Source organism: Hymenobacter sp. BT18, from assembly GCF_012273015.1.
Taxonomy (GTDB): domain Bacteria; phylum Bacteroidota; class Bacteroidia; order Cytophagales; family Hymenobacteraceae; genus Hymenobacter; species Hymenobacter lutimineralis.
Genome location: NZ_CP050954.1, coordinates 4,021,855 through 4,041,321, shown reverse-complemented (window position 1 = coordinate 4,041,321; position 19,467 = coordinate 4,021,855). Strand labels below are relative to the sequence as shown.

Here is a 19,467-nt window from a genome sequence, read left to right as displayed (position 1 = left end):
GGCGGCTTTTCCTACGGGCGAAGCCGCCCCCGCCTGATTAGCATAACTAGGCCGACTTGCTCAGCGGACGGCTAGCAACGTACCTCTGGCCTGGCACTAACGGTACCTCCAGCGTGATGGTGGTACCATGGCCAGGAGTGGCATCGATGTGGGCCTCCCCGCCCAGGTAAGCCAGACGCGTGCGCATGTTGCGCAGCCCGATACCAGCCCCTTTACCGGGCTGCAATGGGTCGAAGCCGATGCCATCATCCTCTACTACCACGGTCAGCTCCTGCTCGTTGCGTACCAGCTGCAGGTTTACGCGCGTGGCCTGCGCGTGCTTGATGACGTTTTGCATCAACTCCTGAATCACGCGAAACAGGACGCTTTCCGTAGTTGAGGCCAAGCGTTCCTCTTCCAGCCCAAACACCTCTATCACAATTTGGGGGCCGGTGTGGTAGGTAGTCATCTTGGCAGCCAGGTCGCGCACGGCAGCCGGCAGACCCCGCGTCAACAGCACATTCGGCATGAGGTTGTGCGAAATTCCCCGCACTTCCCGAAAGGACTCATCCACCACGTCGATGGCGTTGTGCAGCAGGGCAGCCTGTTCCTCGGAGCGGGGGCCGCGCTGCTCGAGGGCGTGGAGGTTGAGCTTGGCGGCGGTGAGTAGCTGACCAATACCGTCGTGCAGATCGGAGCCGATGCGGCGCCGCTCGTTTTCTTCGGCTTCCAGCACCGCCGCCACGCGCTGGCGTTCCTGCTGCTGACGCTCCTGCTCGTGGGCTACCTGCTCGCGCAGGCGCTGCCGCGTGTACAATAGCCACCCGACCAGCACTAGCAAGCTTACCACGGCCAGTCCGGCCACCAGCTGCACGTTGCGGCGGCGCAGCAGTTGCTGCTGGGTGCGCAGCTGGGCGGCCTGCAGCTGATTACGGGCTTCCTTGCGCTCCGTATCATAGCGCACCTGCATTTCCGTAATCTGGCGGGCACTGGCTTCGTTCAGCAACGAGTCCTTTACCTGCATCACCTGCTGCTGATACCGATAGGCCTCCGGGTAGCGGCTCATACGAGCGTAGGCAGCAGCCAGGCCTTGCAGGGCTGTACGTACAGCCTCGGCCGAGCGAATACGGCGGCTTAGCTGGCGCGCTTCCTCAAAATAGGGTACCGCGGCGGCCGGCTGATTTTGGCGCAGCGCCAGCTCTCCCAGGGAGTTGAGCTGGGATGCTACGGCCGCCTGGTCGTCGAGGGTGCGGGCCAGGGTGAGGGCACTCTGAAAGTAGGCCTGGGCCAGTTCGTGCTGCCGCCGGGCCAGGGCCAAACCGCCCAACCCAGCCTGAGCCTGCACCTGGTTCTGGCGGTCGGCGGCCTGCTGGCTGATGCGCAGGGCCTGCTGAAAATGAACCTGAGCCGAGTCGGCTTGGCCGAGCTTCGCAAAATCCTGCCCCACGATGTTGTGGGCCTGGGCATCGTTGTACGCATCGCGGGTGCGGCCGGGCAGGTACAGGTACTGCCGGTGGTACGCCAGGGCCTCGCGGTAGCGCCCCATTTGCTGGTAGACCATGCCGATGTTGGCCCAGTCGGCGGCAATGCGTTCGGGGGTGCCGTACTTTTCTTCCAGCCTCAGCGCCCGGATATAGTGCTCCACGGCTTGCCGGTAATACCCCTGCATGGCCAGCACCTCCCCCACGTTGTTGATGGCGCCGGCTACGCCCTGCCAGTCGCCAAGGGCGGCCCGTTCCCGGCGGCAGGCTTCAAAATCGGCAATGGCCTCCCGGTAGCGGCCCGTGGTAGCGTAAAGAATACCCCGCAGAATATAGGTTTTGGCCAGGCCCTTGCGGTAACTGAGCTGCTGCCCCAGTTGCAGGGCCTCAGCCGCCAGCGCCAGGGCCCGCTGCGGGCGGCTGTTGCGGTTTTCCCACACCAGCTCGTTTAGCGTCTTCACCCGATTGGTGTCGGGCTGCGGCTGCTGGGGTAGGCGCGCCTCCAGCGAATCGAGGCGGGCATTGCGGCCCGCGTCCGGTTGGGCCGCCGCCGGAAAAGCGTCCAGTAGACCGGCTACCGTCAATAGACCAGCAGTTACAACAACGAAAGCACGCATGTATATGTCGACCAGAAGTTTGGGAACACCACTACCGTCAGAAACCAGATTTTTATCCGATACTCAAGGTATATTACTCAAAACAGATATTATTTTCTCATACCACCAAAAGGCCTTGCCTATTGTGGCGCTTAGAAGCTACCATCACCAGTAGCCTAAGCACTGCGCTTAATTAAAAAGCACCCCGGCAGGAAGCCCACCGGGGTGCTCGAATGCATGAAAAAACGAGGTGGCTAGTCTTTCACGAGGCGCTTGACAACGGTGCCCTCGGCCGCCTGCAGGCGCACCGTGTACACGCCCGTAGGCAGGGCCCGCAGGTCCAGCTGCTGGCGCACCACGCCCTGACGGGGGCGCAGGGTGAGCTGCTTTACCCGCTGGCCGATGCTGTTGTAGATACTACCCGTTACTGGGCCCTGCTCTTTCAGCCCGTGCACTTCCAGCGTGGCAAAGCCGGTTGTGGTGGGGTTGGGATACAGGGCGGTGCCGGCCTGCAGCGCCGCCGGAGCGGTAGCCGTTACCGAGCCCGCACCCAACCAGAGGTAGAAGCGCTGGCGCACGGAGTCGGGGTGCAGAGTGAAGGAATACACCGAGTCGAGCGAGAGGTCCTGCTTGCGGTTGAGCAGCCGGTCTTCGAGCAGCACGCGGGTACCGGCGGGTAGGTTCAGCTGGCTGGTGAGCACGAGGGTGTGCCGGCCGGCTTCGCTCACGCGCACGCCCAGCGGAATAGCCTGGCCGGGTAGGCCGGGCAGCCCGTTGATAGACAGGGCATCGGCCCCGGCCTGGCTCCAGATAGTGGGGCGGCCCGCGCCGTTCTGCGTTACCTTGTAGGCATCGAAGTTGGCCTTATAGCCTTCCCCGGCGCCTTCCTGCAAGTAGAACACGGCTTCATCGGCCAGCCCTTTGGCACTGCGGGCTTCCAGGCGAACAACCGGCCGTGTTTCGGCGGAGCCGCGCTGGTAGGCGGGACTGGTATAGGACGTGTGGCGCACAGCGTTGGTCAGGTTCATCTTGGCCGAGGCCGAGGAGGCCCGCACCAGGAAGCCCTGCATGGCCGCCACGTCCTTGTTGCCGCCGTTCTGGCCCACGCCGTTCACGTAGCCGCGGTAGGCGCCCGTGTACTTGCCCGAGGGCACGAACACGTAGAGGGCATCATCCACGCCGGAGAGCATACCGCTGGTGTGGCGCACCACGTCCCAGTCCATAGGGGCGGGGTACGGGTTGCCGGCCAGGTTCCAGCCGGCGCCCAGCTGAGCGCCGCGCGTCATGGAGTAGCTCACGTTGCCGTTGCCGAGCACACCCGAAATATCCACCACCGTGGTGGGCAGCGTCTGGGCCGAGTAGCCGCGGCCGGGCACCAGGTTTTCACTGGCCGAGGGCACCATCCAGCCTTGTGTGAAGGTGTTCTTCTCGGCCGTGAGGCGGGTTTCCTCGTAGCGGAACAAGGTTGGGAAGGGCTTCACGGTGTTGCCCACCGTGTTGTAAGCCGGGTTCAGCTCAAACACGGGCAGGTCGTCGGCAAACTCCTGCACGGTGGCCGTGCCGAGCTGCATGGGCGAGCTGTAGTGGCGGTAGCCGGGGGCGCCCAGCCCCGTGATAAACCGCTCCATGGTGGCCCGGCCCGTTACCGTGCCCCCACCGGCGGGGTTCACCACCATGGCGGTGCCCGAGGCGTTGGAGTGCAGGGTCAGGTGGCCGTCGGACGCCAGGTTGCCGGTCGTGAGGGTGAGCATGTGCGTCACGCCCAGGTTCGAGGTGCAGCCCACGCCGCTGCCGTTCTGCACCAGCAGGTCGTAGAAGCGGATGGGCGTGGAGGTGGTGCCACCCAGCGTTTGGGCCGCGGTGCCCACGCAGTACCAGGGGTAGGTACCCACGTTCACCAGGCCACCGTTCGTGAGGTTGCCGTAGAGGTATACCGGGCCGTTGCAGGTGAGGCCCACCGTGTTCTGCACGTTCAGGCCGTGGAAGCGCAGCGTGGCCGAGCCGCCCAGGGTCTGGGCCGCCGTGCCGGTGAAGTACACCGTGTAGGTAGCCGGGTTGAAGGGCCCGTTGCAGAGCCAGTTGCCGGTTACGTAGAGGTCACCGCCGAGCAGGCAGCCTACCAGGTTGGCCCAGGTTACGTGGTGGAAGGTGGTGCGGGCCGAGGCCCCCGTGGTGGTAATAGTTTGCTGGGCGGTGCCGTTGAAGGTCACCCCGAAGCCATTGCCCGCGAAGATGCCCGAGTTGAGCCAGTAGCCGCCCACCGTGATGTCGCGCAGCAGCTGCACCTTCACGGCGTTGGTAATCTGCACGTGGTGGAAGGCCGACAGCACCGTGCCGCCGATGGTTTGCAGAGCCGTGCCGCTGAACAGCACCAGGTAGCCATTGGCCACGAAGCCGCCGTTGTTGACCCAATTGCCCGTCACCCCGATGTTATCCAGCAGGGTCACGCCGGCCGTATTGGCAAACGTCACGTCGTGGAAGCGCGTCTGGCCGGAGGTGCAGGTAATGGTCTGCGCCAGCGTACCCAGGAAGCGGGTGCGGTGGCCGCAGCCGCAGAACTTGCCGTTGTTCACGAAGTTCCCGGTCAGGTCGATGTCGAAGTCCAGGTTCACCCCTACCGTATTGTTGAGTGTGAGGTGGTGGAACACGCTGGTGGCCGTACCGCCGATGCTTTGCAGGGCGGTGCCGTTGAAGAACACCGTGAATGCATTGGCCGCGAAGGTGGCACCGTTGTTGAGCCAGTTGCCCAGCAGCGTGATGGCGCGGTCTAGGCGGACATTGGCACCCGAGGCCAGGGTGAGGTGGTGGAACACCGTGTTCACCGAGCCGCCGATGGTCTGGAGCACCGAGCCTTTAAACGTCACCAGCTTGCCGCCGTGGGCAAAACCGCCGTTGTTGAGCCAGTTGCCGGTCAGGAAGATGTTGTCCTGCAGCGTTACGCCCAACAGGTTGCTGAACACCATATGGTGGAAGGTAAGCGTACCCGAGGGGCAGTAGATGGCCTGGGCCACAGAGCCGTCGAAGTACACCGTGCGGGCCCCGGCCGCGAAAATGGCCAGGTTGCGCAAATCACCCCGCACCCGAATGTCCTGGAGTAAGCTCACCCCTACCGCGTTGTTGAAGGTGAGGTGGCCGAACACCGTTACCGCCGTGCCGCCTATGCTCTGGGCGGTCGTACCGTTGAACGTCACCAGGTAGCCCGCACAGCTGAACACGCCGTCATTCACTAGGTTGCCCTTGATGAAGATAGGCCCGGTCAAACTTACGCCCACATTGTTTAGAATGGTGAGACCGTGGAAGGTGCTGGTGGCCGAGCCGCCGATGAGCTGAGCCACTGTGCCCTCGAAGATGACGCGGTAGGTAGCCGGCGAGAACACGCCGTTGTTTACCCAGTTACCGCCCACAATGCGGATGTCGTTGCCCAGCGTGACGCCGGCCATGGTGTTGTCGATGATAACGCCGTAGAAAGGCACTATTACCGAGCCGCCGATGAGCTGATTCACCGTGCCGCCGAAGGTTACCACGTAGCCGTTGGCTCCGAAGGTGCCGTTGGTGGTCCAGTTGCCAAGCACGGTCACAGCCCGGTCGAGGCGCACGTTGGCGCCCGTGCCGATGCTGATGTGGTGGAAGCGCGTGAGGGCCGTGCCGCCGATAGTTTGCAGCGTGGTGCCCGTGAAGAACACCCCGTAGGTTCCCGCCGCGAAGCCGCCGTTATGCACCCAGTTCCCGTTCAGGTAGATATTGGAGAGCAGCGTTACGGACGTGGGGTTATCGAAGTACAGGTGGTAGAAGCGCGTGGCCGAGCCGGTCAGAATCGTCTGGGCCGTGGTGCCCTGGAAGTACACCGCGTACAGGCCGGCCAGGAACTTGCCCGTGCCGAGCCAGTTGCCCAGCACCGCAATCTGCTGATTCAGCGTTACGCTCACCAGGTTGCCGATGCTGATGTGGTGGAAGGTCGTATTCACCGCCCCGCCGATGGTCTGGGCCACCGTGCCGTTGAAGTACACCGTGTAGCCGCCGTGCCCAAAGCCGCGCGTGTTCACCCAGTTGCCCAGCACGTAGATGTTCTGCTGGAGCGTCACCGAAATGGCGTTGTTCCAGGTTACGTGCCAGAAGTTGTAGGTGCCCGCGCCGCTGAGAATCTGCGCCGCTGAGCCGCCGAACACAAACGTGTAACCCGTGTACACCCCGCCCACCAGGTTGTAGCCGTAGAAGGTGCCCGCATTCACGAAGCCGCCCAACAAGGTCACGTTCTGCAGCAGCCGGACCGAAGCCCCGCTCACGATGTTCCAGCCGTAGAAGCTCAGGCCCGTGTGGCCGCCCACCGTCTGCACCACGCCGCCCGTACCGTTGAAGTACACGGTGTAGGAGCCCGGCGCGAAGGTGCCCGAGTACAGGTAGAAGTTGCCCGCTACGTAGATGTGCGAGGCAAGACTGATGCCCGCCGCGTTATCGGCGTAGAAGTGCCAGAAGTAGGTGGTGCTGTTCACGTCAATAACCTGGGCCACCGTGCCGCCGAAGCGCACCCAGTAGCCGCTGGTCACCCCGCCGGCCGTGTAGTAGCCGTAGAATACGCCCGTGTTCACGAAGCCGCCCAGCACGTAGATGTTCTGGTGCAAAGTCACCGACACAGAGTTCTGGAAGGTCACGTCGTAGAAGTTCGTAACCTGCGTACCTCCAATTATCTGAGCCAGCGTGCCGCCGAAGATGACGGAGTACGAGTCGGCCAGGAACTGCCCGTTGTTGATCCAGTCGCCCAGCACCAGGATGCTCGATACTAGCTTCACGCCCACCGTGTTGTTGATGATGACGTCGTAGAACGTGGTTTCGGTGGTGCCGCCAATGGTTTGCAGCACCGTGCCGTTGAAGACCACCGTCTGCGTGTTCACCGTGAAGACGCCGTTGTTCACGAACGGCCCACCCAGGCCGATGCCCGTGTTCAGCGTCACGCCCACCGAGTTCAGAATCGTCAGACCATAGAAGTTCGTCAGGCTCGTGCCGCCGATAACCTGCACGACCGAGCCGCCAAAGGTCGTCCCGTAGGTACCGGCCACGAACACGCCGTTGTTGGTCCAGTTGCCCAGCACATAGATGTTCTGATTCAGCGTGAGGCCCACCGTATTCGACACGACCACGTGGTAGAAGTTCGTGACGACCGAGCCGCCGATGAGCTGGCCCACGGTGCCGTTGAAGTTCACGAAGTACGTGCCGCCCACGAAGCCGCCATTGTTTGCCCAGTTGCCGGCCACGTAAATGCCCGTGCCCAGGCTAATGGTGGCCCCACTGTTGATGGTCACGCCCCCGAAGTACACCGCCGAGGAGCCGCCCACGGTTTGCGTACCCGAGCCCGCGAAGACGTAGGAGCCGCCGCTAACCCAGGTGCCGTTGTTCACCACGTTGCCGTAAATCGTGAACGACGACGATACCTGGAACGAAGCCCCCGACACCACGGTGATGTTGCGTACCACCGCACCCGCGCCCACAATCACCGGATAGTAGGTACCTACGCCAATGGTGACGGTACTGGTGCTGGTGGGCACTTGGCCGCAGCTCCAGTTGCGCGTGTCAAACCAGTCGGTGTTGTAGCCACCCGTCCAGGTGTAGCTCACGGCCTGCACCGTCAGGTTGCTGCCGTTGTCGTTGGCGCTGGTCACGGCCGGATTGGTGGCTTCCACCCGAATGCGGTAGTTGGAGCCGGCCGCCGCGCCACTTGGGATGGTTGCCGCAATGGTGCCGCTGGTGACGGCCCCGCTCTGGCTGAGCGTGCCAATCACCTGCGTGCCCGAGCCAAACGAGCCGCTGCTGTTGGAAAGAATGGCCCGGAACTGGTTGCCGCTGGCAAACGTGCCGCTGCTGGTAAACGGCACGCTCAATCCCGAACCGGGGCAGAACCCACCCGATACCGAACCCGTCGTAACGGAAGCCACGGGGTTATTCACCGTCACGGCCACCTGGCGCTCCACCGAGCAGTTGTTCTGGCTAACCGTGAGCGTGTACGTGCCCTGGTTGGCCGAGCCGGCGAAGTCAATAGTGGGGTTAGCCGCTGTGGAGTTAAAGCCGTTGGGCCCCGACCACTGCAGCGTGGCGCCGCCGGGCACACCGCCCGAGGTGAGCTGAATGGTACCACCCGCCGTTACCGGCGAGTTCGAGGAAGCCGTTACCGTGGTCAGGTTGGTGATGCTCCACAGCCCGCTTTCCGTGGAAGTCAGGGCGGGGTTGGTGCTTACGAGCCGCACGCGGTAGCCCGTGCCTGCCGTGGTGGCGGCCGGAACCGTCACGCTCACGGAGCCACTGCCCGCGCCCGTGAAGCTCACCGAGCCAATGGTAGTGGGCGAAGTGAAAGCGCCGCTGCTGTTGGAAAGCTGCGCCGTCACGGTGCCGCCCGAGGTCAGGCCGCTGCCGCCCACCGTGAAGCCCAGGCCCACGGAGTTGCCGGCGCAGATCTGCCGGTCAGCGTTGCTAGTCAGCGTGAGCGTAGGTGCGCCAGGCTGCACGGTCACGGTTGTGTTAGTTTTCGTGGCGCAGGTGCCCAGAGTCACCGTCAGGGTGTAGGTACCGGCATTGGCCTGGCTGGCGAAGTCGATGGTGGGGTTCTGCTGCGTGGAGCTGAACCCATTCGGGCCGCCCCAGAGGTAGCTGGCCCCCGCCACGGTTTGCGCCGAAAGCTGAATGGTCCCGTTGTCGGCTACCGGCGAGTTGCTGGAGGCCACAGCCGCTGGTGCTGGGTTAATGGTCAGGTTCGAGCCGTTGTCGTTGATGCTGACGACGGACGGGCTGGAGCCTACGAGGCGCAGGCGGTAGCCCGTGCCGGCCGGCGTATTGGCCGGCAGCGAAATGGCGAATGACCCATTGCCCTGGCCCGTGAAAGCCACGCTGCCCAGGTTAGTAGGCGCCGCAAACGAGCCGCTGGCATTCGACAGCTGAGCCGTGATGGTGTTGCCCGCCGCAAAGGGGTTGCCCGTCACCGAGAAGCTCATGGTAATGCCCGTGTTCCCGCAGAGCGTACCGCTTGGCTGGTTGGTCATCGTCAGGATAGGGTCCGTGGAGGGGTTCACCGTCACCTGCGTAGCCACGCCCGCGCTCTGGCAGCCATTCACCGTCACGTACAGCGTGTAGGTGCCCTGGTTGGCGCCCTGCGAGGCCCCCGTAATGGTGGGATTCTGCTGAGTAGAGAAGAAGTTGGGCCCGTACCACTGGTAGGTAGCCCCGGCCACCGTCTGGGCTGTGAGCTGAATAGTCCCCCCGTAAGCCACCGGCGAGTTCGAGGAAGGCACCGCGGTGGGCTTGGTGGTCAGGCTGATGTTGGAGCCGTTGTCGTTCTGGCTGGTTACGCCGGGGCTGGAGCTCACCAGCCGGATGCGGTAGCCCGTGCCCGTAGGCGTGCCGTCCGGAATGGTCACCGAAATAGCTCCGGAGCCTTGGCCTTCAAAACTCGCCGTGCCAATGCTGGTAGGCGTGGCAAACGAGCCGCTGGCGTTGGACAGCTGGGCCGTGATGACGTTGCCGGGCTGGAAGTTGTTGCCCTGCACCGTAAAGCCAAAGCTGATCTGCTGACCCGCGCAGCCCGAGTACCCGAACTGGGCCATGCTCAGAATGGGCTGAGCCGAGGGCTGCACCGTCACGCGCACCGAAGCCGAGTCCTGGCAGCCCAGGCTGTTCTGCACGTACACAAAGTAGCGGCCGCTCTGCGAGGGCTGGGCGTTGGTCAGGTTTAGGGTCTGGCCGCTGCCCACGTAGCTGGTGCCCCCGCCGTTGGTGTAGCGCACGTACCACTGGTAGCTGCTCTGGCCCGTCGGGCCGGCCGTGAGCTGGATGGTGCCGTTGTAGGGCACCGTGGTCTGGGCCGCGCCGGCCGTAGCCAGGGGCGTGGCCCGCACCGTCAGGTTCTGGCTGTTGCTGGTGCCGGTAATTTCCGGGTTTGAGGCCACCACGCGTACGCGGTAGCCCGTGCCGACCGGCGTGCGGAAGGCAATGGAGTCGGTAAGCACCCCGCCATTGGCGTTCTGGCTGCTCAGGTAGCCATACAGGCGGCTGCCCTCGGTGAAGTTGCCGCTGGCATCCGAAAGCTGGAAGTGAAACTCATTGCCGGCCGTATAGGAGGCCATATTCGTGGTGAACGGCACCGAGATATAGGTGGTGCTGCAAAACGACTGCGGCGATACCGTCCCCGTGGTAATGGTGGGTGGGTACACGTAGGAAGCCGCCGAGCAGGCCGTGCCGCCGGGCGTGGTCACGCAGATCTGCCCGGTAGAGCCGCCAGCCGGCGCCACGGCCGTGATGCTGGTGGCCGAATTTACGGTAAAGCTCTGGGCCGCCACTCCATTGAAGGTAAGCGCCGTGGCCCCGGTGAGGTTGGTGCCCGTAATGGCTACGCTGGTGCCCCCTGCCCCGCCCGTGGGTGTGAAGGACACGATGGTAGGCCCGGCGCAGTTGAAGTAGTACCCACCGACTCCCGAAATAATGGCATACTGCCCGGCCGCGTTCTGTACCACCAGGCGTAGCACCCGCGCGCTTGCGGGCGTGGCCAGGGTGCGGGCTACGGGCGTAGTTGTGTTGGCCAGGAAGCTGGCCGTGTAGGTATCCACAGTGGTGTAAGTGCCGCCCACGCTCGGAGCCGTCTGCACCAGCACCGTAAAGCTGCTGGAGCTACTGGGCGTGAGCTTGTAGCGGACCTCACTGATGGTCTGGGAGCTGCCTAGGTCGGCCTGGAGCAGGCTGCCGTTGTAGCCGTAGAAGGAGTTGCTGGTGTTGGGCGAGGCCGGGTCGGTGTTAAAGGCGGTTTCGGCCAGGCCGTTGGTGCTGCCCCCGTAGCCGTAGTTGCCAGTTGGCAGTTCGGCCGCGAAGTTGGGCGAGGAAGCGCAGCCGTTTTTCAGGAAGCGACGGTTGGTTACCAGGCTCCACTTGCCATTGGCGTCGCGGGCCCGCACAAACAGGCGGTGCACACCGTCGGCCAGGGCGGTGGCGTCGGCCGCCACGTTCACGCTGCTCAGGTTGGCGGCGGCCGTAATGGGTACGTTGGTGGCGCTGCCGAAGCCAGGGTCCGTGTCGAAGTAGTACTCCACCCGGTTGATGTTGGGCGCTACGGCTAGCACGGGCTCGTAGTAGAACGTGCGGGCCGTGGTCAGGCTCCACTTGCCGTTGGCGTCTTTGGCCCGTACGCTCAGCGTATGAAAGCCCGCCGACAAGCTGCCCAGCGCCACGTTCAGGGAGATATTGCTGACATTGGTACCGGCCGTAATGGGCACGTTGGTGCCGCTGCCGAAGCCGGGGTCGGCGTCCAGGAAGTACTCAACCTTGGTGATGTTGGGTGCCGTAGCCGCCTGCGTTTCGTGGTAGAAGGTGCGGCTCGTTACCAGGCTCCACTTACCATTGGCATCCCGGGTGCGGAGGTTCAGGGAGTGAAAGCCCGTGCTGAGGCTGCTCAGGTTCACCGCAAACGTAACGCCGCTGACGTTGCTGGCGGCCGTAATGGGCACGCTGATGGCGCTGCCAAAGCCGGGGTCCGTGTCAACGAAATACTCAACCCGGGTAATGTTGGGCAAGGTAGTGCTGGCCAGGGGCTCGTAGTAGAACGTGCGCTGCTGCGTCAGGCTCCATTTGCCGTTGGCATCCTTGGCGCGAATACCCAGGGAGTGAAAACCGGCACTCAGGCTGCTCAGGTTCACCGCAAACGTAACGCCGCTGGCCGCAGCCCCCGCCGTGAAGGGCACGCTGGTGGCGCTGCCCAGGCCGGGGTCGGTGTCGATGAAATACTCGATGCGGCTGAGGTTGGCCGCCGTGGCCGCCAGCGGCTCGTAGTAAAACGAGCGGCTTTGCACCAGGCTCCACTGGGCGTTGGCGTCTTTGGTGCGCACGGCCAGGGAGTGAAAGCCGGCGGAGAGGCTGCTCAGGTTAAGGCTGAACGCCAGGTTACTGAGGTTGGGGGCGGGCGAGGCAATAGGTACCGCGGTGGCCGTCCCGTTGCCGGGGCCGCCATCCAGGTAGTACTCAGCCTGGGTGATGTTCTGGGCCAGTAGGCGCACGGGCAGCAGGCTGCTCAGGAGCAGCACGAGTCCGGCGGCACAACGGCCCCATCCAGCCCGCCCCCACCTGCGTGAGTGGGTTGCGGTATGCATAGTGGCGGGCCGGTTAGTTGTTGGAGCGCGTGCTCAAGGTCACGTTCAGCGTGTTGCCGTTCACCGATTGGTTGTACTCGTAGATGCTGGGCACCGCCGGGATGCCCGAGAGCTTGTAGTCGTAGCCCGTGGGCGAGTCAAACGCGCCAATGTCCACGCCGCCTTCGCCGGCACCGATGCCGGGGCCGCCGGCTTTGAGCTTATACCAGGCGTCGTACTGGGTGCCGGAGCCCCAGGTCAGAATGGTGTTGTAAGCCACGTTGGCGGTGTTGTTGCTCTGGGTTCCGCTGGTGGGCAGCGAGGCTTGCGCCAGCTTGTTATAGCTCCAGGAGGTGTTGCTAGTAGGCGTGAAGGAGTAGCCGAAGTAGTTATTTTTCACCGTGAAGCCATCAAACGAGGCGCCTCCACTAGCCATTACCGTGTTGTTGTTGAACTCGCCCTTCGTGACGCCGTTACTCAGGTACACGTAGTAGGTGATTAGGTTATTGGTAACAAGCAGGTCGTTGCTGGTATAGCCGTAGGCGTACAGGTAATAGATATAATTTTGCCGAATTACGCACTGGCTGCTTTCGCCAAAGTAGGCTACGTACAAATAGTCTACCTTATTCCGGGTGACCGATATATTATTGGCCCGTAGGTAGATGTTAGGCGTGGTAATACCCGATACCGACGACCCCGCGCTGCCCGACTGAAAATCAATAGACGCCACGGTGGCCGGAATGGAGCTGGCCTGCAGGCCGGTGTTCAGGTCGAGGAAATAGCCGGGCCCCACAATGGTGAGCTTCTTGGTACAGGTCAGGCTCCCGTAAGTGGTGGTAGAGGGTTCCACCTGAATAATGTCGTTGGCGGCGGCGGCATCGTGCGCGGCCTGAATGGTGCTGTAGATATTGGTACCCGTGATGCCGTTGTTATTGACGCGGCGGATGGTCTGGGCAAAGGCCCCCGAAACAACGAGGAGGGTGCTCAGGCCGAGCAGCAGGGAAGCGTACAGTTTTTTCATGGTAGTGGTGGTGGGGTGATAGGTGAGTAAAACAGAAAGGCAGCCGGTAACTAGCGGCGCTTTTTCAGGCGGGCCACGCCCAGAGCGGCTCCGGCCGCCAGCAGCAGGCTGGCGCCGCCGTCGATGGGCACGGCGGTGGCATCGTCGGGGGCGGGGCCGCCCTCATCGTCGGGGTTCTGGGCCAGGGCCAGGCTGGGAAGCAAAGCCAGGCCCGCCAGCAGGCAGGGCCGGCGCAACGCGCGGAAAGCAGTAGACAACAGGTGCATAGAAAGCAGCGAAAAGTGACAAAAACGGCTAGTAAGCAGGATTCCCGGCCCAACCTTCGGCGGGGCTCCGGCTGGGGTAAAAGTGGGCATTCTGCCCCCCCGTCCGCAATCCGAGCCATGCGGCATTTTGCCCTACCCCCTACCCCGTAGCTGTCCTCCGTACCAGCACGGAGAAGCCGGACCAGCCACCCCTTGTCGGGCCGCTAATCCGGCTTCCTGCCATTTTCTTCCAGCAATTTAGCTTTGTGCTACCAGCGCCAGGCCAGCTGCGCCCCAGTGTAGTAGCTGCGGCCCGGGGCCGGCTGAAAAAACCGGTTGCCAAAGGCGTTCAGGTCGTTGCCCAGGCTGTAGCGCCGGTCGGTAGCGTTGTCGAGGCCAGCGTAGAGGTCGGCCTCCAGGCGGCCGGGCAGTGGGTGGCGCCAGCCGCCCCGGGCCCCAAACACCCAGTAGCCGGCCGCAAAGGTGGTGTTGGTATCGTTCAGCGGGATGCGCGCCTGGTGGCTGAGCGTGGGGCTGAAGTAGAAGCCCAGGCGTTCCGAGAAATCGAGGCCCGCCGAGAGGGTATGCGGCGCCGCGCCCGTGAGGCGGTTGCCACTAAAATTGTTGCCGCCCGCCTCGTACTGCCCGAAGCGGTAGTGGTTGTAGGCGTAGCTAGCCCAGGCCCGCAGGCCATATTGGTAGGAATTCTGCTGATGACTCCCGCCTCGAAAATACTGGTTCCGCACACGCCGCTCACGCCAAAGCCAGCCGCTGAGAGCCGCCTCTACCCCGCGCTGCCGGGTGCGGCCGGTGTTGTAGAACAGCTGCACGCCTTGGTCGTTGGAGCGCGCCACAACAGTCTGGCGCAGCTGGAAATCGTAAGCGGCCACGTCGAAGGAAAACCGGTTCTGCCCGAGCTGCCCCCGCGTGCCTACCTCGTAGCTGGTGCCACGCTCGGCCTGCAGCTGCTGGTTCACGGAGCCATCCGACGGGCGAATTTCCTCTTCCGTGGGCGGCGAAAACCCCGAGCTCACGCTGGCATACACCGATACCAGCGGCGTCAGCTCCTTCAGCAGCGCCAGCCGCGGCGATACCTCGGGGCGGAAGCGGCGGGTGAGCTGGTATTCCTCGGCGGCGCGGGCCCGGCCCGAAAGGCGGCCCAGGCGGTAGCGCAGGCGGTTGTAGCTGGCGGCGGCCGTCAGCAGAAAGCCGGCGGGCAGCTCCCAGTCGGCCTGGGCAAACACGAAGCCGGTGCTGGTCCGGATTTCATCGTCGTAGCGCAGGGTGTCGGGCTGGCCGCCGCGGTTGCGGTAGTTGCGGGAGCTTTCAAACGACGTTTGCCCCTCAGCCCCGGCCGCCAGGCGCAGCACGCGGCCCGCCAGCCGGGTGCGGTAGCCCAGGGCCGTGCGTCCGCCCCCACCCACTTGCGTGTTGCGCTCATAATCGACCAGAAACGGCGTACGGATAGCGCTGCCGCTACCGTAGAGCGTACTGGTAAGTGTGAGCTGCTCGCTAAAGCGGTACTCATGAGTACCGCCCAGCAAAGCCGTGCGCGAGGCGTAGAAGGCATTCTGCTCCACGGTGCCGGGCGCAGTGGGCGTGGCGGGCCGGGCCTGCCGGGGGTTGGCCGCAAACTGCGCCCGGGTGAGCGAGCCAGGGAGTTGGTAGTTGATATCAGAATACAGCAGATGCGCGGACACGGTCTGCCGGGAGTTGGGGCGCCACTTTCCATCCAGGGTCAGCACGTCGCGGCGCAGGGCGCTGTGCTGGCGGTAGCCGTCCAGGGTCTGGCGGGCGTACTGGGCGCGCAGGCTCTGCAGGGAGTCGGCGGTTTCCAGGGCCACGGTAGCCCGGCGCAATCCGAAGGAGCCGATGGTAAGCCCCCCTTCAACCCGGGTTACCCCGGGAGTGGGCTCCGGGGTAGAGAACAGTGCCACGCCCCCCGTACCGGCCCCGTACACCGAGCCGGCGGGTCCCTTAATGACTTCCAGGCGCCCAATGGTCGCTGCATCGAGCAGGTTGAGGGGGGTGCTGCCGCTGGCTTCGGTGAAGGGCAGACCGTTGTAATACACCTTCACGTTGCGCACCCCAAACGGGGAGCGGAGCGTGCTGCCCCGCACGCTGAGGCGGTAGCTGGCCGTGGCCCGCTCCTCCAGGCGCACCCCCGGCACGGTGTTCACGGCCGGGGTGAGGTTGGCCGCGCTAAAGCGGGCAAAGACAGCGGCATCGACCACACCCACGGCAGCGGCGGTGCGGCGCAGCGGCAGCTGCTGCCCGTAGCCCGTTACGGTGGCTTCGGGCAGACGCACAGTGCGGGTAGTGTCGGGGGAAGGGGTTTGGGCGCAGAGCAGCACCGGCAGCCACAGCAGCGGCGGCAGCAAAGAGTAGCGAAAAAGCATGTGGGCAAAGAAAAGGTATTGCCCCGAACGCGGAAGCCGGCTTAGAGGTTGGCCGGACGGATATACCGGTAGAGCTGCGCGGCGGCGGCTTCCAGCAGCGGGAGGTCGGTGGTACGCTCCTGGCAGCGCTGCATATCGTAGTGACAGAGCGTGCCGTATGGCTGGCCTTCGGCGTCGCGGATGAGCACCCCGCAGTAAGAAACCACGGGCGTGTCGATCAGGCCCTGGATGTCGGCATCGGTGCTGGCGTCCTGGATTTCAAGGGGCTGCTGGCGCTGGCCCACCAGGGAGCAGTAGGTAACGGCCATGGGTACGGGCCCGGCCTGCTGGGGCGTGGGCTGATACCGGTCAAACAACGCCTCGTTGCGCAGCACGTCGGCATCGAAGCGGTAGATACCGGTGTAGCGGTGCGGGGTGCGGCGGTTCAGAAACTCCAGGGCCGCATGTACTCCATTTTGGCGCAGTACACTGGTAAATGATTCTATTTCACGTAGGATTATAGGGTCCGTTTCCAGGCTAGGAGTAGTCATAAGGGCAACAGGGCAAAAGCGGATAGGTCAGGCAGACAGAAGCCCGGCAAGGTACTACTGTTAAGCTAGCTTAACTATTCTGGCCACGATATGTTGGCGGGCCGTTCGCAACAGGCATACGAAAAGCCGGAGCCACAGCGTATAGTAACCCGTTGCGCTATTCTGTACTTGACTGCTGTTATGCCTTATCCACTGCATCTGCCGCGCCGCCACCGTCGGCACTTATTCTTCCCACCGGGTTTGCTGGCGCTGGCGTGGCTGCTGTGGCTGGGGTGCGTAATGCTGCCAAGAGTCTATGTGCACAAACAAACGGAAATACTCTTGCCCATTTTTCCTGTTTTCAAAACTACTCCACTACAATATAACTATGGAGCCCCACCCTATTTTCCTATTTATAGTTCAGAATTACAATTAGAGAACTTTCGACAGTGGCAAACCTTCACGTTCGTTGGCAATCTATGGGCCGATTATTTTACCCTGCGTCAGATCCGGGAAGCCAGCTATTATTTAAGAACAACTCGAAATAAATACGAATACCGCGTGTATTTCCTACCAACGGCTACTTACGGCAATTTTATTCGGTTTATCAACCAGCTTGATGAATACCAAATATTCAGATTTTAGGTTGACTGGACCCATAAACCCGAGGCCATTTATGTCTTTACCAATGGCCGTTCTCCTAATGATCTGGACGTAGTACCCGTTTTTCAGCGCTATACGCGTCGTTTGAGCATATACTCAGAGAATGCCCTTAGGCGACACTCGCGAGGCTGGAGAACTTCAATCAGCTCTTACCCACTCTTCCACGCCCCCTGGCGCACTTCCACCCTACTGCTACTACTTATAGTATTACTGGCGGTGCTGAAGCTGCGGCGGCTTGCTACTCGGTAAATATGCCCACCATGTCTTATACGTTGTATCTACCGCGCCGTCACCGTCGGCGCTTGTTCTTCCCACCGGGCTTGCTGGCCCTGGCTTGGCTGCTGTGGCTGGGGTGCGTAGAGTGGCGAAATAGTTTAATTACTCGACCCTATTTTAATGTATTACCAAGCACTTTTCCTTCTCTTTATGGATCCGATTTCACAGTTCCTAAATATGCACCACCAACTTATTTGTCTGAATACCAACTAGCGTATTTTAAATCTTGGCAAACAGTAATCATCACGGGCAATCTATGGAATGAGTTCTTTGAAGTTCACAGAACAAAGAACATTATAAGCCAGCTATCAGATAAGAATAACAAGGGCTTGATAGTACATTTTGAAAGAAAGGCTAAGTACAGCTCATTTATTCATGTAATAGATTACCTGCAACAAAATTCATGCAGTTACTGGATAGATATACGCCACGATCCTACAACTATTTATGCATTTAAACACAGACGACTGTTATTGCCTCCTATATAAATACCCTTTTTTCTTCCTGGCCCTATTAGTAACGCTGAAGCTGCGGCAACTAGCCCACGTCTGACCCAGCCTCGCACTCCCAGCACAGACCATTTACCCGACCTGCTACGCAACCCCAGCTCTTTGTTCGCAGTTGAAGAAAGCTCCTCAGCACTTCAACGATGCACTTCCTCCGACATTCCCTCTTAGCAGCGGGCCTGCTTTCCGCTACCGCGGCCCTGGCCCAAAACGACTACCAGCAAAGCGTGAAAGACGGCTACGCCGTGAACGTGTTTAAGCCCCAGCAGGTAGAGGCCACCGATGCCCGCGTAAGCCAGTTGAAAGCCCCGGCCGGCTTCACGGTGAGCAAGTTTGCCGAGAAAACCGGCAACCCGCGCATGCTCACGGTAGCCCCCAATGGCGACGTGTATTTCTCCGACCGCACCAAGGGCACCATCACCCTGCTGCGCGACACGAACAAGGACGGCAAAGCCGACGTAACGCGCGAAGTAGCCCGCCGTCCCGACCTGCACGGCTTGGCTTTGCAGGGCAGCAAGCTCTACCTGACCACCATCCGGGAGCTGCTGGTGGCCGACATCAAGGCCGATGGCACCCTGGGCGAGCTGAAAACCCTGTACTCGGACCTACCCGACGCCGGCCAGCACCCCAACCGCACCATGCACTTCGGGCCAGATGGCAAGCTCTACCTCTCGGTGGGCAGCACCTGCAACGCTTGCGATGAGCGCAACAAGGAGCAGGCCACGCTCCTGCAAATCAATACCGATGGCTCGGGCCGCCGTGTAGTGGCCAAGGGCCTGCGCAACACCATCGGCTTCGACTGGCACCCCGCTACCAAGCAGCTCTGGGGCTTCGACCACGGCATCGACTGGCTGGGCGACGAGGACCAGCGCGAGGAACTCAACGAAATCAAGGAAGGCGCCGACTACGGCTGGCCCTACGTGTACGCCGACGGCAAAATCCCGCCTCACCCCCAGCCCGCCGGCGAAACGCCCCAGCAATACGCCGCCCGCACCGTGAAGCCTGTGCAGCTCTACGCCGCCCACGCGGCCCCGCTGGATATGGTGTTTTACACCGGTGGCCAGTTCCCCAAGGAGTACCAGCGCGACGCCTTCGTGACCATGCACGGCTCCTGGAACCGCGCCCAGCCCAGCGGCTACCGCGTGGTGCGGGTGCGCTACAACGAGCAGGGCCAGGCCACCGGCATCGAGGATTTTCTGACCGGCTTCCTGGTGGATAACAACAAGGCCCACTTCGGCCGGGTGTGCGGCATCACCCAGCACACCGACGGCTCCCTGCTCATCACCGACGACGCCAACGGCGTGATTTACCGCGTGGCCTACGCCGGCGGCAAGGACGCCAAGCCGGGTAAGAAGAAGGGGTAGCAGCAGGCTACCATCGAAAGCCCTGCCATTCCGGCAGGGCTTTTTTATTTTCCTGATTCCGTAGAACAGCGACACTTCGCGTCTCGTCGTTGCTGACGTTTTGTAGGCTAAGCGGCTCCGGGTCATTCAATGAGGAGACGCGAAGTGTCGCGTCTCTACGTCGTTCTGCCGGTACAAATGCGTAGTCTAGCCAGCTTGTCGGTAACCCGGCTTACCGGTGGGTTGCTGGCAAAGCTTCTTTGTATCGTCCAACTAACGCGCCTTCGTATCTGCATCGAAGCTTATGCTCCATCGAACCTACATCGAAGGAACAACGAATCCTGGTGGGCTTCAG

The 19,467-nt window shown here is 62.4% G+C and carries 9 protein-coding genes; 3 read left to right on the top strand and 6 right to left on the bottom strand.

What is annotated here, in order from left to right; translation table 11 throughout:
* Positions 1-46 precede the first annotated feature (46 nt).
* From HER32_RS17340 to HER32_RS17315, 6 genes are all read right to left on the bottom strand, one after another.
* Complete coding sequence (locus tag HER32_RS17340) at positions 47-2,077, bottom strand: tetratricopeptide repeat protein (RefSeq protein ID WP_168682789.1); 2,031 nt, start codon at positions 2,075-2,077, stop codon at positions 47-49.
* A 233-nt stretch (positions 2,078-2,310) separates the two neighbouring features.
* A complete protein-coding gene (locus HER32_RS17335) occupies positions 2,311-12,105 on the bottom strand; it encodes a T9SS type A sorting domain-containing protein (protein ID WP_168682788.1) in 9,795 nt (3,264 codons plus the stop codon).
* A 79-nt stretch (positions 12,106-12,184) separates the two neighbouring features.
* Positions 12,185-13,171, bottom strand: a complete 987-nt coding sequence (locus tag HER32_RS17330; RefSeq protein WP_168682787.1) for a hypothetical protein — start codon at positions 13,169-13,171, stop codon at positions 12,185-12,187.
* A gap of 50 nt (positions 13,172-13,221) precedes the next feature.
* Complete coding sequence (locus tag HER32_RS17325; protein ID WP_232066295.1) at positions 13,222-13,437, bottom strand: PID-CTERM protein-sorting domain-containing protein; 216 nt, start codon at positions 13,435-13,437, stop codon at positions 13,222-13,224.
* Positions 13,438-13,685: 248 nt separating this feature from the next.
* Entirely contained in the window at positions 13,686-15,815 is a 2,130-nt protein-coding gene (locus HER32_RS17320) for a TonB-dependent receptor family protein (RefSeq protein ID WP_168682786.1), read from the bottom strand.
* Between the two features lie 41 nt (positions 15,816-15,856).
* A complete protein-coding gene (locus HER32_RS17315; RefSeq protein ID WP_168682785.1) occupies positions 15,857-16,345 on the bottom strand; it encodes a GAF domain-containing protein in 489 nt (162 codons plus the stop codon).
* 180 nt (positions 16,346-16,525) lie between these two features.
* Between HER32_RS17315 and HER32_RS17310 the strand changes: the two genes are divergently transcribed.
* From HER32_RS17310 to HER32_RS17300, 3 genes are all read left to right on the top strand, one after another.
* Positions 16,526-16,969 (top strand): hypothetical protein, encoded by a 444-nt coding sequence (locus HER32_RS17310; protein WP_168682784.1) that lies wholly within the window; start codon positions 16,526-16,528, stop codon positions 16,967-16,969.
* 269 nt (positions 16,970-17,238) lie between these two features.
* A complete protein-coding gene (locus HER32_RS17305; RefSeq protein ID WP_168682783.1) occupies positions 17,239-17,751 on the top strand; it encodes a hypothetical protein in 513 nt (170 codons plus the stop codon).
* A 161-nt stretch (positions 17,752-17,912) separates the two neighbouring features.
* Positions 17,913-19,133: a PQQ-dependent sugar dehydrogenase gene (locus HER32_RS17300; protein ID WP_168682782.1), complete on the top strand. Its 1,221-nt coding sequence runs from the start codon at positions 17,913-17,915 to the stop codon at positions 19,131-19,133.
* Positions 19,134-19,467: the final 334 nt, after the last annotated feature.

Excerpts from the sequence above, each read along its gene's own strand:
- HER32_RS17340 (WP_168682789.1), bottom strand. The coding sequence starts at position 2,077 with ATGCGTGCTTTCGTTGTTGTAACTGCTGGTCTATTGACGGTAGCCGGT.
- HER32_RS17330 (WP_168682787.1), bottom strand. The coding sequence starts at position 13,171 with ATGAAAAAACTGTACGCTTCCCTGCTGCTCGGCCTGAGCACCCTCCTC.
- HER32_RS17325 (WP_232066295.1), bottom strand. The coding sequence starts at position 13,437 with ATGCACCTGTTGTCTACTGCTTTCCGCGCGTTGCGCCGGCCCTGCCTG.
- HER32_RS17320 (WP_168682786.1), bottom strand. The coding sequence starts at position 15,815 with ATGCTTTTTCGCTACTCTTTGCTGCCGCCGCTGCTGTGGCTGCCGGTG.
- HER32_RS17315 (WP_168682785.1), bottom strand. The coding sequence starts at position 16,345 with ATGACTACTCCTAGCCTGGAAACGGACCCTATAATCCTACGTGAAATA.
- HER32_RS17310 (WP_168682784.1), top strand. The coding sequence starts at position 16,526 with ATGCCTTATCCACTGCATCTGCCGCGCCGCCACCGTCGGCACTTATTC.
- HER32_RS17305 (WP_168682783.1), top strand. The coding sequence starts at position 17,239 with ATGCCCACCATGTCTTATACGTTGTATCTACCGCGCCGTCACCGTCGG.
- HER32_RS17300 (WP_168682782.1), top strand. The coding sequence starts at position 17,913 with ATGCACTTCCTCCGACATTCCCTCTTAGCAGCGGGCCTGCTTTCCGCT.